This is a genomic window from Hansschlegelia zhihuaiae (assembly GCF_004103825.1).
GTDB lineage: Bacteria > Pseudomonadota > Alphaproteobacteria > Rhizobiales > Methylopilaceae > Methylopila > Methylopila zhihuaiae.
Genome location: NZ_RYFI01000022.1, coordinates 3,115 through 18,582 on the forward strand (window position 1 = coordinate 3,115; position 15,468 = coordinate 18,582).

The following is a 15,468-nucleotide window of genomic DNA, read 5'->3' on the forward strand; positions in this document are numbered from 1 at the left end:
GCGAGGCGGATCTGCTGGAGCAGATCGGCAGGCTCGAAATCCATCACCTCGCGGGCGCCGGCGGAGACCTGTCCTTCGCCCTCGTGTCCGACGGCGTGGACGCGAGAGAAGAGACCCTCGACGGCGACGCGGCGCTGCTCGCAGTCGCCAGCGAGGCGATCGCGCGGTTGAACCGGCTCCACGGGCCGACCGCCGGCGGCGATCGCTTCCTGCATCTCCATCGACGGCGACTGTTCAACGTCGATGAAGGCGTCTGGATGGGCTGGGAGCGGAAGCGCGGCAAGCTGCACGAACTGAACCGGCTGCTGCGCGGCGCGACCGACACGACCTTTTTGCCAGTCGACGGCCGCCCGCCGCATGTCCCCACCGGCGTTCGCTACGTCATCACGCTCGACGCCGATACGAGGCTGCCGCGCGACGCCGCCATCCGGCTGATCGGGAAGATGGCTCACCCGCTGAACCGGCCGACCTTCGATGCGGTCGGGCAGCGGGTCGTCGGCGGCTACGGCATCCTGCAGCCTCGGGTCACGCCCTCGCTGCCGATCGGACGCGAAGGCTCGGCCTATCAGCGCGCATTTTCGGCGCCCGGCGGCATCGACCCCTACGCGGCCGCGGTCTCCGACGTCTATCAGGACCTGTTCGGAGAAGGCTCCTACACGGGCAAAGGAATCTACGACGTCGACGCTTTCGAGGCGACGCTCGCAGGGCGCACGCCCGATAACGCGATGCTGAGCCACGACCTGTTCGAGGGCGTGTTCGCCCGGGCGGGCCTCGCATCCGATGTCGAGGTGATCGAGGACTTTCCCGCCCGATACGACGTGGCGGCGCGCCGCCAGCACCGATGGACGCGCGGCGACTGGCAGCTGCTGCCCTGGATTCTCGGCGTCGCGCAGGGGCGTTCCGGCATTCCGTCGGTGGGGCGCGGGAAGATGCTGGATAATCTCCGTCGTTCGCTGGTCGCTCCGGCCACGATGGCGACGCTCGCCGCGTGCTGGCTGTCGCCGCCGCCCGCGGCGCTGTGGGGCGTGCTGTTCGTGATCGCGGCGCTCGCCATTCCGGCGGCGCTTCATCTGCTCTTCGCGGTCGTGCCGAGCCGGTCGGGGATCCATATCGGCAACCACAACCGAATGCTTCTCGCCGACCTGCGGCTCGCGGCGACGCAGGTCGGGCTCTCGCTGGCCTTTCTGCCCGACCAGGCGTGGCGCATGGGCGACGCGATCCTGCGCACGCTCACACGCGTGTTCTGGACGCGGCGTCTGCTGCTCGAATGGACGACGGCAGCCCAGTCGACGGCAGCCCCGAGGCTGAATCTGCCCGGCTTCTACCGGATGATGGCCGGCGGAACAGGCCTCGGACTTGGGCTCGCCGCGCTCTGCTTGGCCCTTGCTCCGGGCTCCTGGGCGCTGATCCTGCCGTTTGCGATCGCCTGGGCCGCGGCACCTGCGATCGCGCTCTGGATCAGCCGCGCTCCAAGCGCGTCTGCGGCGCTTGCGCTTTCGGCGGACGACGCCGTCGAGCTCCGGCTGATCGGCCGGCGGACATGGCGCTTCTTCGAGACCTTCGTGACGCCGGCGGACAACATGCTGCCGCCGGACAACTTCCAGGAAGATCCTCGCCCCGTCGTCGCACGCCGAACGTCGCCTACCAACATCGGCCTTTATCTGTTGTCCGCCGTGGCGGCGCGCGACTTCGGATGGGCGGGGACGACCGCGACGGTCGAGCGGATCGAGGCGACCCTCGCGTCGCTCCGTTCGCTTCAGCGGCACCGCGGCCATTTCCTGAATTGGTACGGCACCGAAAGATGCGACGCGCTCCTCCCGGCCTACGTCTCGACGGTCGATAGCGGCAATTTCGCAGGTCATCTCATCGCGCTTGCGCAGGCCTGCGAGGAGTGGGCGGCCGAGCCTGTCTCGCCCAATGCGCGGCAGGGGCTTGGCGACGATCTGGAGTTCGCGCGCCAGGCGCTCGCGACGCCGCCTTACGCCGGCGGCGCGCGAGTCGGTCAGGCCAGCGCGATCCTTGACGAGATAGACGCCCATCTGAAGGGTGCGGTCGCGATCCCGGTGCTTGCGCCCGTTCTGACGCGCCTCGCGGACAAGGCCGCGAAGATCGCTCAGGAGCGTCCGCCACCGGCGGACAGCGAGCACGCGTCGGATTTCGGCTTCTGGATCGGAGCGTTCGCCCGCGCCGCGACCGAGCATGCCCGCGATCTTGCGGTCGACGGCTCCGCGATCGGCGACCGGCTGGCCGCCATCGCGACCATGGCCCGCGCGACCGCGCTTGCGATGGACTTCGCCTTCCTGCTCGATCCCGAGCGAAAGCTGCTCTCGATCGGATATTCGCTCGCGGACAACCGGCTGGATCCGAGCTGCTACGACCTGCTCGCCTCCGAGGCGCGCCTCGCGAGCCTGTTCGCCATCGCCAAGGGCGACGTCCTGACCCGGCACTGGTTCCGCCTCGGCCGGACCGCCACTCCCATCGGCGGCGGCTCCGCGCTGATCTCCTGGTCTGGGTCGATGTTCGAGTATCTGATGCCGTCGCTCGTCATGCGCGCGCCGGCCGGAAGCCTTCTCGACGAGACCAACCGGCTCGTGGTGCGCCGTCAGCAGGAGTACGGGCGCTCGCTCGGGATCCCGTGGGGCGTCTCGGAATCCGCCTACAACGCCCGCGACCTCGAATTCACCTACCAGTACCTCAACTTCGGCGTGCCGGGACTCGGCCTGAAGCGTGGGCTGGCTGAGAACGTCGTCGTCGCGCCCTATGCGACGGGGCTCGCGGCCATGGTCGATCCGCAAGGCGCCCGCGCCAATTTCGCCCTTCTGGCCGAGATGGGCGCAACCGGCCGCTACGGGTTTTACGAGGCGCTCGACTTCACGCGAGCGCGTCTGCCGAAGGGCGCCAAGCTCGCGCTCGTACGCAACTACATGGCCCACCATCAGGGCATGACGATCGTCTCGATCGCGAATGTCCTGCAGGACGGCCGCATGCGCGCCCGGTTCCACCGCGAACCGATGATTCAGGCCTCCGAACTGCTGATGCAGGAGCGCATGCCGCGCGACGTCGCCGTCGCCCAGCCGCGGGCCGAGGAGGTCAAGGCCTCGGTCAAAGAGACCCTCGGGGCCTTCGCCGCGCGGCATGTCACGCCGGCCACGGGCGGCGCGCCCGTCACCCATGTGCTGTCGAACGGCCGCTACGCCGTGATATTGACGGCGGACGGGACAGGCTACAGCCGCTGGCGGGATCTCGCCGTGACCCGCTGGCGAGCCGACGCGACGCGCGACGATCTCGGATCGTTCGTCATCCTGCGTGACGTCGGAAGCGGTCGGGTCTGGTCGGCCGGCGCGCAGCCCATCGGCTCGCCCGCGGATCACCAGGAAGTCGTGTTCGGCGAAGATCAGGCGACCTTCATCCGCCGCGACGGGCCGCTCACCACGACCATGGAGGTCATCGTCTCGGGCGAGGTCGACGGCGAGGTCCGACGCGTCACGCTGACGAACGCGGGACGCGCCGCGTTCGAGGTCGAGCTGACCTCCTACGCCGAGATCGTGCTCGCGCCGCCGGCGGCCGACGCCGCGCATCCGGCTTTCGCGAAACTCTTCGTCGAGACCGAACATCTGGCCGAGTTCGGCGCGCTGGTGGCGACGCGCCGGCCCCGGGCGCATGGCGAACCGGCGGTCTGCGCCGCGCATTTCGCGGTCGTCGAAGGCGAAGCCTCGGCCGATCCGCAGCACGAGACCGACCGCGCTCGGTTCCTCGGCCGGAGCCTCGCGCCGCGCGACGCGTTCGCGAGGCGCGCCGAAAGTCCGCTGTCGAACACGGTCGGCGCAGTGCTCGACCCTGTCTTTTCCATTCGTCGCCGGGTGTCCGTAGAACCCGGCGGCGTCGTCCGCGTCGCGTTCTGGACGATGGCTGCGACGTCGCGCGAGACGTTGCTCGATCTCGTCGACGCGCATCTCGACCGGAGCGCCTTCGACCGCGCGAAGACGCTGGCCTGGACGCAGGCTCAGGTTCAGCTTCGCCACCTCGATGTGACCGCCGATGAGGCGGCCGATTTCCAGCGGCTTGCGGCGCCGCTGCTCTATCCTGACCCACGCTTTCGCGCGACGTCAGACGTGATCGAGCGGGGCGCGGGTCCGCAGTCCGGGCTCTGGCCGCACGCGATCTCGGGCGACCTGCCGATCGTCCTGCTCCGGATCGACGACGTCGAGGATATGGAGCAGGTCCGCCAGCTTCTGCGAGCGCATGAATACTGGCGGATCAAGCGCATCAGCGTGGATCTCGTCATCATCAACGAGCACGCCTCGTCCTATCTCCAGGACCTTCAGGTCGCGATCGACACGGCGGTCCGCAGCAGCCAGTCTCGCCCGCGCCTGGGCGACGCGCCCGCGCAAGGTTCCGTCCATGCGCTGCGCGCCGATCTCCTCACCGCCGAAGCCCGCGACCTGGTTCTGTCGGTCGCCCGTGTCGTGCTGGTCGCCCGGCGCGGTCCCATTTCGGCGCAGATGTCCCGGCTTCCGGCGTCGCTTCCGCGTCCGGAGCCTGGCGAGCGTCCGAAGCCGCTTGCGAGAGGCTCGTCGTCGGCGGCGGCCCGAGCCTCCGAAGGTCTGGAATTCTTCAACGGCCTCGGCGGCTTCGCCAAAGACGGCCGGGAATACGTCACGATCCTCGATGGTGGCCGGACCACGCCCGCCCCCTGGATCAACGTGATCGCCAATCCGGCGTTCGGGTTCCATGTCTCGGCGGGCGGCAGCGGCTTCACATGGTCGGAAAACAGCCGCGAGAACCAGCTGACGCCGTGGTCCAACGACCCGGTCGCGGACCCCGCCGGCGAGGCGATCTACGTCCGCGACGACGAGACAGGCGAGGTCTGGACCCCGACGGCGCAGCCGATCTGCGACGGCGGTCTCTACGTCGCCCGCCACGGCTTCGGCTACAGCCGGTTCGAGCATGAGGCGAACGGCGTCGCGCTAGAGCTGACGCAATACGTGGCCGTCGCTGACCCGATCAAGATTTCGCGTCTGAGGCTCCGCAACACGTCTGGACGGCCGCGCCGTCTGTCGGTCACCGCCTTCGCCGAATGGGCGCTGGGGACGTCGCGGGCCAGCGGGGCGCCGTTCGTCGTCACCGGGATCGACGCGGCGACCGGCGCGCTGTTCGCTCGCAGCCCCTGGGGATCGGCCTTCCCGGGACGCGTCGCGTTCGCCGATTTTGGGGGCCGACAGACCGCATGGACGGGCGATCGCACGGAGTTCCTCGGCCGCCATGGCGGATCCGACGCGCCGGCCGCCCTGTTCCGCGCCGCGCCGCTTTTCGGGGCGGTCGGTGCCGGTCTCGACCCCTGCGCGGTGCTGTCGACGGTGGTTGTCCTGGCCGCCCACGAGAGCGTCGAGGTCGTTTGGCTGCTCGGCCAGTGCCGGTCCGACGAAGACGCGCGCGCGCTCGTCCTGCGTTATCGCGACGCCGATCTCGACGACGCGTTGGCGCAGGCGACGGATCGGTGGAGCACGCTGCTGGGCGCCGTGCAGGTCCGCACGCCCGACAGGGCGATGGACATCATGCTGAACGGCTGGCTGCTCTATCAGGCGCTCGGCTGCCGGATCTGGGCGCGCTCGGGCTTCTATCAGGCGAGCGGCGCCTATGGGTTCCGCGACCAGATGCAGGACGGCATGGCGCTGTCGTTCGCCGATCCCTCCGAGACCCGCCGCCATCTTCTGCGCGCGGCAGGACGGCAGTTCCCGGAAGGCGACGTGCAGCATTGGTGGCTGCCGCATTCCGGCCAGGGCGTCCGCACCCGCATCTCGGACGACCGGGTGTGGCTCGCCTATGCGGCCGCGACCTATGTGGCGACGTCCGGAGACGCCGCCGTGCTCGACGAGGAGACGGCGTTCCTCGACGGCCCGCAGCTCAAGCCCGGCGAACATGACGCCTTCTTCCAGCCGATGGACTCCGGCGAGCGAGCCTCCGTGTTCGAGCACTGCGCGCGCGGTCTCGACCAGTGCGTCGTGCTGACCGGCGCGCATGGCCTCCCACTGATGGGAACCGGCGATTGGAACGACGGCATGAACCGCATCGGCGAGGGCGGCCGGGGCGAAAGCGTGTGGCTCGGCTGGCTGTTCATTCGCACGGTCGCGCTGTTCGCGCCGCTCGCCGACGCCCGCGATCCCCTGCGCGCAGAACGATGGCGGGCGCATGCGGAGCGGGTCCGCGCCGCGATTGAGCGCGAGGCTTGGGATGGCGCGTGGTACCGTCGCGCGACCTTCGACGACGGTACGTGGCTCGGCTCGGCGTCGAGCGACGAATGCCGGATCGACTCGATCGCGCAGTCCTGGGCTGCGCTGTCCGGCGTCGCCGACCCTGCGCGCGCCGAACAAGCGATGGAATCGGTCGACCGCCATCTCATTCGCCGCGACGACCGCATCGCAGTGCTGTTCGACCCGCCCTTCGCATCCACACCCCGTGATCCCGGCTACATCAAGGGGTATCCGGCGGGACTGCGTGAGAACGGCGGCCAGTACAGCCACGCCGCGATGTGGACTATCCTCGCCTTCGCCGAGCTTGGCGAAGGCGCCAAGGCTCACGAACTGTTCGCCATGCTCAACCCCATCGGCCATGCGAGCGACCCAGCTGCGGTCGATCGCTATAAGGTCGAGCCCTATGTCGTCGCGGCTGACGTCTATTCGGTCACGCCGCATGCAGGACGCGGGGGCTGGACCTGGTACACGGGCTCTGCCGCCTGGATGTACCGCGCCGGGATCGAGGGTATTCTCGGCCTCGCCCGGGAGGGGAACGCGATGAGGATCGCCCCCTGCATTCCGGACGTCTGGCCCGGTTTCGAGGCGACGGTCGCGGTCGATGGAACCTCCTGCAAGGTGTTCGTCGTCCGGACCACGGAGGCGGACGCTCGCGCGACATTGGATGGACAGCGCCTCGACCTCGTCGCAGGCGGGATCCGCATCCCGCTCGACGGGCGCCTGCACGAAGCGAGATTGTTCCTGCCGAGCGCCCGGGCAGGCGTCGAAAACCGGTCCTTCGCAGCACTGGCGGTCGGCGGCGCGGCCGCGCCGCCAACGTGAGGAATGGGATACGCTCGGCGGCCCTCAATTCGGGCGCTTGGACCTCCCCGGCTTCGCGCCGGCTCTCCTGCTTTCCCAAAACCTCGGCCTGCAGCGAGATGGTCGCTAACCAGCCCTTGTGCGCCATCCATTTAACATCCATATCCCATCCAGACGGATGGAGAATGCGATGCCCTCAGCGCCAGCGACTCGTGACAAAGGCGGCGAGACCGAGAAGATCACGGTCAATCTCGGCCATGTCGATCTGGGGCGTGTGGACCTGTTGGTGCAGGAGGGGTTCTACTCGAACCGCACCGATTTCATCCGCACCGCCATCCGCAACCAGCTCGGCGTCCACGGCGAAGCCGTCAGCCAGTCGATCGCGCGGAACACGCTCGAACTTGGCCTGCGTGATTTCACCCGCGCCGATCTCGAGGCGATACGGGCCGCCGGCGAGACGCTCCACATCAAAGTCGTCGGCCTCGCCCGCATCGGGCCCGACGTGACCTCGGAGCTCGCGCTCGCGACCATCGGCTCCATCACCGTCCTCGGCGCGCTCCAAGCCAGCGCCGAGATCAAGGCCGCATTGGCCGATCGCATTCAGTAGGGCAACGCGCCCGCCAAAAGGATCATCGTGATGAACACGCAATTCGCCACGGCCATGCGCCGGGCGTCGCAGCAGATGCGCGCCCAAAACCTCGCCGAAGCCACGCGGCTGATCCAGGAGGCCCTCAACGGTCGTCCGCGCGTCGACAATGTCGAGAACGACGCAACGCCGCGTCGCGAAGAGCTGCTGTCATCGGTGGCGCGAGAGGACGTCGCGAGCGCGGCCGGCGGCGCCGATCGTCTCGCTCGCATGCGGGCCCCCCTCGGCGACCCGCTATGCGCTCTCAGGCAGGACCAGATGAATCCCGACGCCTTCGCTGGACTTCCGGGCATGGCCTCCTCGGGACTGCAGACGCGAGCGCCATCCATTCCGCATGGCGCCCGCTTCGAAACCCGCAGCTTCTCCTGCGCGGCGGGATCCCGATCGTACAAGCTCTATGTTCCGGCCTCTGCAGCCGTGCGACCGCGCGGACTTGTCATCATGCTGCACGGCTGCACGCAGAACTCGAACGACTTCGCGCTCGGCACAGGTATGAACGAGGTCGCCGAAGCGCGGGGTTTCGCGGTCGCCTATCCCGGCCAGACCCGGTCGGACAACCCGTCGTCATGCTGGAACTGGTTCGAGCCGAAGGACCAGCGTCGGGGGGCCGGAGAGCCTGCGATCCTGGCGGGCCTCACTCAGGAGATCGTCGCCGAGTTTGGAATCGATCCCGCACAGGTCTTCATAGCCGGGCTATCGGCCGGCGGCGCGATGGCGGCCGTGATGGCCGAGACCTATCCGGAACTCTACGCCGCCGTCGGCGTCCATTCCGGACTCCCGACCAACGCCGCCAAGGACGTGGTCTCGGCCTTCGCGACGATGCGTGGAGACCCGAAGGCGACGCATCCGAAACGCGGCGGGCGACGGGCGGTGCGCGCCATCGTGTTCCAGGGCAGCGCCGACAAGACCGTCCATCCGTCGAACGCCGAGCGGATTATGGACGCAGCGACGCCGGACGCTGCGACCGTCTTCACTCGAAAGGTCGCAGGGCTGTCCGGACGACGCGGCGCCACCATCACGGTCGTGTCGGATCCTGCCGGCGAGACGGTCGCCGAGCGCTGGCTGGTGGACGACGCGGGTCACGCGTGGTCCGGAGGTCGCGCCGGCGGAACCTATGTCGATCCGAACGGTCCTGACGCATCAGCGGAAATGATGCGCTTCTTCCTCCGCGAAACCCTACGGAGCTGAGGCGTCCGGGGGACGGGAGCATGTTATCGCACCACTGGAAATGTTATTTTCTGACCCCTCTGCGGACACCAGGAAGGTCCGGTTGTTGGCGAGCCCGTTGAGGGTCCCCCGGATTTGTGTCCGGTCTGAATGTGAGGCTCCGGGCCTCATTGGCCGGGGTTAACCCCGGCCAATGAGGCGAATTCGTTGGGCGTCATCCAGCCCAAGGACGTGTGAGACCGGCTCTCGTTGTAGTCCCGCCGCCATGCCTCGATCTTGGCCCGAGCATCGTCGAGCGACAAGAACCAATGGGCGTCGAGGCATTCCGCCCGGAACTTGCCGTTGAAGCTTTCGACGAAGGCGTTATCGGTCGGCTTGCCCGGTCGCGAGAAGTCGAGCGTGACGCCGTCTCGTAGGCCCAGCGGTCGAGCGTCTTCGAGACGAACTCCGGACCGTTGTCGACCCGGATCGTCTTCGGGGCGCCGCGGACCGCCGCGATCTCGCACATGGCGAACGCGACCTGCTCGCGCTTGATCCCCTGGTCGACCTCGATCTTCAACACCTCGCGGGTGTAAGAATCGACGACCGTCAGCGCCCGCAGCCGGCGGCCGTCAAACAGGGCGTCGGACACGAAGTCGATCGACGACAGGTCGTTCGGCGCGCCGGGCGGCGTTCTGGCCTCCCGCATGGCCGCGGTCACGTGCCGACGCGGCCGCTTGAGCCTGAGGCCCAGGCCATCCTCGCGATAGAGCCGATGCACCCGCTTGTGGTTCACCGCCCGGCCCTCCCGTCGCAGCAGGATGTAGATCCGGAAATAGCCATACCGCACCCGGACCCGCGCGAGATCGCGGATGCGCATCAGAAGAGGCGTCTGATCGGCCTTGACCGAGCGGTAGCGCACCATGCGCCGGTGGGCGTTCAGCACGGCGCAGCTCCGCCGTTCGCTGCCCCCATGGGCCGACTGCACGTAACGCACGATCTCGCGCCGCCGGGCAGGCCTCAAACTTTTCTTGCCAGGACATCCTGCAGGATGTGCTTGTCGAGGCTGAGATCGGCCACCAGCCGCTTCAGCTTGGCGTTCTCCTCCTCGAGCTGCTTCAACCGCCTCAGCTCGCCGACGCCCAGGCCGCCCTACTTGCTCTTCCAGCGATAGAACGTCTGCTCCGAAATCCCCATCCGCCGGATCCCCTCAGCCACAGGCCTTCCCGTCTCCGCCTGCTTCAGCGCATACGAGATCTGCTCTTCCGTAAACTTCGACTTCTTCGTCGCCAGCTCCTTTCTCATCAGGGTCAGAAAGCCGGAAAACTCTCATTCAAACGGAGAAGAATCTCGGCGGGAGGTCAACTTCAGACCCTCGCGTCGAAGCATAGAGCGAGTTCTCATAGCAGTAATTTGACAGCTCGCTGAGGAGCAAATCGCGAAGCTCGGGTTCGGCGCCCGCACCCATTGTCCGATCGATGAAATCTGAAAGCGCCTTGTCCATGAGGATCACCTCAGCCTTGACGGCCCGCGGCGGCGCCGACCGGTACCGTCGCTCGGTCGCCGCAGTCTACGCCGACGGTTGTCAGGACGTCGCGGCGATCGTGGTGCGCGAGGGAGACGCGAAGCCATGGCCGACGTTCAGACGGGCGGCGGCCGGCGTGGTGTGGCGATTGTCTCGGTGCGGCTCGCTCTTTTCGAGGCGTTAGACCCGGCTCGATTGCGTCGCCGAGGACCGCACGACCTCGATCGCTCGTGCGCAGCCCGGGGTGGTCCGAGCGAGGATATCCTCGGGAGGCGTCATGCCGCTCCAAATCCCGAAGACGTGGGTCGCCGTCTGCCAGGGATCCTCGGAGGCTTGGCGGATAAGGACGGGCGTCGCTTCCCGAATGCAGGCGGCAACGCCTGCGACGGCTTCGGGCGAAGCTCTCTTTCCGAACCGCTCAGACATCTCCGCCTGCAGGGGTTCGATCAGGAAAAACGAAAGCAGCGCGGCAACAAATTCCTGCATCGTCAAACTCCCCGCCTTTGATCCGGACGCCACGCCGCTGCGGCTTTCCTCACGCGGAGCGCATCTGAGACCTCTGTGTCCAGCCACTCTGTCACTCGAGCGCTGAGACTCGCGGCGCTTTCACGAGCCAGCGCCCTGCTCTCTCGCGACTGAGCGCACAAGTCGCGCGCCGCCTCAATCGCGCGATCGGCGCGATCGGATAGCCATAGCGTTTCGCGGTCCACGACGCCTCTCCCGCCAGTAACGAGCGGGAGCAAGCGCACTCTCAGCCGTCGACGCTCTGGGGATGCCCGTTGCCGACGATGGACCCCACATGGGTCCAATCGGCGCATCTTCAATGAATGGCTGAGTGCAATACGAAAAAGCCCGACGCCGATGGCCGGGCGAGCCATCACTGCTTCTTAAGCGGCGACGGTCATCCTCCTCGTCATGGCCAAGCTCCCGCGTCGACCTCGGGAGATCAAGCGGTCAACCGAGGCGCTGGACGTCGCGGTCGTGAGCCGGCCAGTTGTTCGCCGGCGCGACCCGCGCTAGACTGAGCTGTTCCGGACCGCATTCGTCCGCCGGCTAAGCCGACGCTGCGCGCGGCGCTCGGCGTATTCCGAGCAAGCTTTCAGACAGGAGGTTCAGCCTTCGCGATCGTGGCTTCTAGCAGGCAATCAGGAGCATAAAGCCCGCGTTGGTCAGCGCCTGATCGGCAGCGACGTTCCTTATGTAAACGTCCATAAACGAGCCCGCCGAAGCGACCGCCGGCACGTAGATCGAGACCGCCGTGCTCGCTACGCCTACGCACTCGCTGACATCTCGATCGACAAACACGCGATAACTTCCGGTGCCTCTCTTCTCCACGCTCAACACTCGATCAGTCTTGCTTTGAACCTGTCCGGCGCCATCAGCACGGACCCGGATCTGGGCCGCATAGTATCCGGTGACGTCGCCATAGAGCGTCGCGCTCTGGCTGGCATTGATCGAGATTTGCCCCGTAGAACCAACCGCCACGATGGAGCCGGCGGTCTGCGTCTGGTTCGCCCCGAAGCTCAGGGAGTTTGCGCCCGGTTGGGGCGCGCCCTGGGCGAACGCGGTCAGAAAGCCGACGCTCGACGACCGTGCGGACAGAGATATCGACACGGCCTCGGCGGAAGCGGGGATTCCGCAGCCGCTGACCGGTCCGCCCTGGGTCGCGAAATTGCCAGCTCCGGTGATCTGGAGATTTCTGGTCTGGCCCTTCGGGATTTGCATCGACCCGAACGCCCGACATGGCTGGATCTGCGTGTAAACCAGCTCGGGTCCGGGCGACTGAGCCTTGGCGGGTTGGCCGAACAGAATGGCCGCGAGCGCCCCAAGCGACGCCAAGCAATGAATCACCCGCATAACCATCCTCCAGTGGAGCGAAGCGCTGCGGAGAATTGCGCAGAAGGGCGGCCGTCGCGTCCGGAAAAATACCTATCTCAGGGCATCGTTGCCGAAACGCCGCCAGTCGCAGCCGCGGCGCCAGCGGTCCTCGGGCGTCAGGCGTCAGGCGTCAGGCGTCAGGCGTCAGGCGTCGGCTGCTCACCGAGCTTGGGAACGTCCTTCATAGAGTCTTTTAGCATTTCACTTTTAATTCTGAACATATTTCTAAATAACATCCAATCAGAAAGCTCTTTTTGAAGTGTCATTAAGACTTCTTCGTGTTGAGCCGTGTCGGCAGACATTTCCTTTACCCTGCGAATGATATCAATCTGATCCGCCACCGCTATTTCCGCAGCATGCAACCTGCTTTCCGCGAAGACCGCCTCGTCGTCTATATCGTAACTCATCTGAGTCTCGATTCTGGAAACTCGACGCTGTTTTACTTGACCGTGCTTGGCGACCGCGCCCGCTAATTAAACGAACGCGAACATGCCAGCGTTTGATCCAAAAGATCGCGACCGCTCGTCTCCGCGGCCATCCGACCCGAGCAAAAGCCCCGCTCGGGGCGACGGGGACTTAGGTCATCCGAGGTCCACCGCGAACGCCAATGACAGTCTCGCTATCGTGCCGATGGCGGGTAGAGACGAGACCGCCAGCCAATCGCGCGCAGGAACGCGGCCATCCTCGATGCCCAGCGACGTCAGGTGCATGGATCACGAGGCTCTTCACGAGGCCGGTCGCCTGCAGGATCTGTACGACGCCGGCCGCTGCGATGCCCTGGATCGTCTCGCTTGCGAAGCGCGAGCTTGGTCCCACCGCCGGCCCGATCGCCGGATCGATCGTGAAGCGCTTCGCGACTTCGGCCGCTGTCGCGCGGGCTGGCAGGTTGCGGACGGCGCTCTCGGCGGCGGATGGGCAAGCGGCCTGGAGGCGGGCTTTCGCCGCGGGTGGATCGTGCCACTAACCGGACGTTCGGGCGTTTGTGTCCCCTGAGCCTGGGGGAGCGGCATGCCAGTAAGAGTTGCGATCGAATACGACGATCACTCATTCGATCTGGATGTGCCCACGACCGAGGCCGCCCTCGAACTCGCTGCAGTCGTAAGCGCAGCAGGCGGTGAGGCCCTGGTTCACTGTTCGGATGACGCGGAAGGACTACTTCGGCTGAAGTGTGCCCCGCCGCGGCCCACGTCTTCGGCCCGCGACGCCGTCCGCCACGAGACCGTGCGCCCGCTGCCAGTCCTTCTTCGGCGGTGATAAGCCCCTCCCCGGCCGTCCTCTCGATCACGCTCTTCGCGCTGTCGATCCTGGCCGGCGTCACGGCGGCGTGGTGGAAGATGCCCGGTTAGCTCTCGGCGTTCGAGCTAAGTAATCGTACGACTATCGAAGGATGCTTCCGTCGCTCCATGGTCCATTTTCCAGACCGTAGGAGACGAAAATGCGCATTCTCAGGTCATTTTCCGTAGTGTCGATGGCGCTCTGCCTGGCTTTCGCGTCCACGGCATGGGCGGCCGAGAGGTTCCCGAAAGCACCCCCCGGCGCCGGCCTGCCCAATCCGCCGGCCCCTGCGTCGAGCACCCCCAATCCCCTCAATCTGATCTATACGCCGATCCAGCCCTGCCGGGCCTTTGGGTCGGCGCAGATCCTGATCAACCAGACCAAGACTTTCAAAATCAGCGGCCCTGGGAGTTTCGCGTTGCAAGGCGGGCCGAACGCCGGCTGCGGGATCCCGGCCTCCGCCAAAGCCGTGTCGATTTCGCTATCGGTGCGGTCGGCAAGCACGGGCAATCTGGCGGCGTTCGCACAGGGGACGCCCAGGCCGGGCGTGAATTCCGCGAGCTTCGTTGCGAACGAGACGCAGACCGTCGGCTCTATCGTGGCGCTCGGCGCGACAGGACAGATCTCCATTAATGTCAGCAAAACCGCGACGCTCTATGGCGACGTCACCGGATATTACGAGCCGCAGATCGAGGCGTTGATAAACGTTAGCGGAGGCATCTATGCGGGGAGTCCAAGAATTCTGTCGGCGACCCACTCCAGCACATGGACGTATGTGGTGACGATCGATCGTGACGTAACGTACTGCGCGCCGCGCGCTCAGGCCTACACCTTTGGCAATGAAGCGCACGCCTACGCGTACAATGGCGATACGATCACCGTCCATGTCTTCAACCGTGATGCGGGTGCGCCCGTCCTTAAGAACGACTATTTCTATCTGACGGTGACTTGCTGACGCCGACCGAACCAAACCCTGACGCGCAAAAACGCCCCGCCGGCCGGAGCCGAGCGGGGCATAGTGACGTGAGATGGGGATCCAACGCGGCAGCTTACTTCGTGTCGGCCTTTCCGCCCGTCGCGGGTGCGGCGCCGACGGTCCCGGGCGAGACTTGCTTTTCATCGATCTTCGGCGCGCCCGGGCGGTCGCCACCGCCCTCGGCCGCTGTCTTTTCGCCCTTCTGCTGAGCGCCGACATCCTGCGGGCTTGTGGCGACAGAATCCGTCGTCTTGTTCATCGCGCCGGTCGTCTTAGGCGACGTCGCCTTGTCGCCTGATGTCGATCCTGCGCCCTGATCAGCAGCCGAGTTCGACCGCTGGTCTTGAGCTAAGGTCGGCGGCACGCCGAGCGCCAGCGTCATCAAGGCTGCGGCTACAAGCTGATATCTCAAGAGAGCCTCCCTGTTGGTTTCTCGCTTATTAAGCACCCTCGGGCCGAGATTGTTCCGCAGGCCAGTGCCTGCGAAGATCAGGGGCTACAAGCGATACAAGGTCGGGCGGAGTTACGCGTACTTCGGGCTGATGAACTTTGTGTCGTGCAAGATCAGGATGCGCAGTGATCGATGGATTGCCTGATCGCAGCACGCACTGCCCCCGGATAATATGGCTTGGTGACGAACTTGCCGTCATCGGGAAGGTTTTCATTCGGAATGACAGCGTGTCCGGAGGTGACGATCAGCCGTTTGTCCGGCCACCGTGAGTGTACGACCTCGGCGAGTTCCAGCCCGTCCATTGTGCCGGGCATGTCGATGTCGGTGAACAGAAGCGTGATCTCAGGATGCGCCTCGAGCACGCGAACGGCCTCGTCGGCGTTCTGAGCTTCAAAGGCCATGCAGCCGAGACCCTCCACGATCTCGATCGCTCCCAAGCGCACGATCGGATCGTCTTCCACGACTAGCACCACGCATTCCATGCGCCGTCTTTCTGCCGTTGATCTCCCTCCCGCCACT

The 15,468-nt window shown here is 66.4% G+C and carries 9 protein-coding genes and 1 pseudogene; 4 read left to right on the plus strand and 6 right to left on the minus strand.

The window, feature by feature from the left end:
- From EK403_RS18685 to EK403_RS18695, 3 genes are all read left to right on the plus strand, one after another.
- A partial coding sequence (locus EK403_RS18685; RefSeq protein ID WP_128779040.1) for a GH36-type glycosyl hydrolase domain-containing protein occupies positions 1-7,073 on the plus strand: 7,073 nt, incomplete at its 5' end.
- 169 nt (positions 7,074-7,242) lie between these two features.
- The gene (locus EK403_RS18690) at positions 7,243-7,659 is read left to right on the plus strand and encodes a CopG family transcriptional regulator (RefSeq protein ID WP_128778980.1); all 417 of its coding nucleotides are present in this window, start codon (positions 7,243-7,245) and stop codon (positions 7,657-7,659) included.
- Between the two features lie 30 nt (positions 7,660-7,689).
- The gene (locus tag EK403_RS18695) at positions 7,690-8,886 is read left to right on the plus strand and encodes an extracellular catalytic domain type 1 short-chain-length polyhydroxyalkanoate depolymerase (protein ID WP_128778981.1); all 1,197 of its coding nucleotides are present in this window, start codon (positions 7,690-7,692) and stop codon (positions 8,884-8,886) included.
- Between the two features lie 146 nt (positions 8,887-9,032).
- Here the strand turns inward: EK403_RS18695 and EK403_RS18700 are convergent.
- The 4 genes and pseudogenes from EK403_RS18700 to EK403_RS18715 all read right to left on the minus strand — a co-directional run bounded on the left by EK403_RS18700 (position 9,033) and on the right by EK403_RS18715 (position 12,654).
- Positions 9,033-10,149, minus strand: a pseudogene (locus tag EK403_RS18700) (IS3 family transposase).
- 400 nt (positions 10,150-10,549) lie between these two features.
- On the minus strand, positions 10,550-10,861 hold the full coding sequence (locus tag EK403_RS18705) for a hypothetical protein (protein ID WP_128778982.1): 312 nt from the start codon (positions 10,859-10,861) through the stop codon (positions 10,550-10,552).
- A gap of 642 nt (positions 10,862-11,503) precedes the next feature.
- Positions 11,504-12,226, minus strand: a complete 723-nt coding sequence (locus EK403_RS18710) for a hypothetical protein (protein ID WP_128778983.1) — start codon at positions 12,224-12,226, stop codon at positions 11,504-11,506.
- A gap of 158 nt (positions 12,227-12,384) precedes the next feature.
- Positions 12,385-12,654, minus strand: a complete 270-nt coding sequence (locus EK403_RS18715; RefSeq protein ID WP_128778984.1) for a hypothetical protein — start codon at positions 12,652-12,654, stop codon at positions 12,385-12,387.
- A gap of 1,028 nt (positions 12,655-13,682) precedes the next feature.
- Here EK403_RS18715 and EK403_RS18720 point away from each other — a divergent pair.
- Positions 13,683-14,477 (plus strand): hypothetical protein, encoded by a 795-nt coding sequence (locus EK403_RS18720; RefSeq protein WP_128778985.1) that lies wholly within the window; start codon positions 13,683-13,685, stop codon positions 14,475-14,477.
- Positions 14,478-14,571: 94 nt separating this feature from the next.
- Here EK403_RS18720 and EK403_RS18725 read toward each other — a convergent pair whose 3' ends face one another.
- Together EK403_RS18725 and EK403_RS18730 are read right to left on the minus strand one after the other, a co-directional pair.
- On the minus strand, positions 14,572-14,910 hold the full coding sequence (locus EK403_RS18725) for a hypothetical protein (RefSeq protein WP_128778986.1): 339 nt from the start codon (positions 14,908-14,910) through the stop codon (positions 14,572-14,574).
- A gap of 152 nt (positions 14,911-15,062) precedes the next feature.
- Positions 15,063-15,431, minus strand: coding sequence for a response regulator (locus EK403_RS18730; RefSeq protein WP_128778987.1), 369 nt, complete (start codon positions 15,429-15,431; stop codon positions 15,063-15,065).
- Between the last annotated feature and the right edge of the window lie 37 nt (positions 15,432-15,468).

Bases quoted from the DNA above. Each gene is read 5' to 3' on its own strand.
- EK403_RS18690 (WP_128778980.1), top strand. From the start codon at position 7,243: ATGCCCTCAGCGCCAGCGACTCGTGACAAAGGCGGCGAGACCGAGAAG.
- EK403_RS18695 (WP_128778981.1), top strand. From the start codon at position 7,690: ATGAACACGCAATTCGCCACGGCCATGCGCCGGGCGTCGCAGCAGATG.
- EK403_RS18710 (WP_128778983.1), bottom strand. From the start codon at position 12,226: ATGCGGGTGATTCATTGCTTGGCGTCGCTTGGGGCGCTCGCGGCCATT.
- EK403_RS18715 (WP_128778984.1), bottom strand. From the start codon at position 12,654: ATGAGTTACGATATAGACGACGAGGCGGTCTTCGCGGAAAGCAGGTTG.
- EK403_RS18720 (WP_128778985.1), top strand. From the start codon at position 13,683: ATGCGCATTCTCAGGTCATTTTCCGTAGTGTCGATGGCGCTCTGCCTG.
- EK403_RS18730 (WP_128778987.1), bottom strand. From the start codon at position 15,431: ATGGAATGCGTGGTGCTAGTCGTGGAAGACGATCCGATCGTGCGCTTG.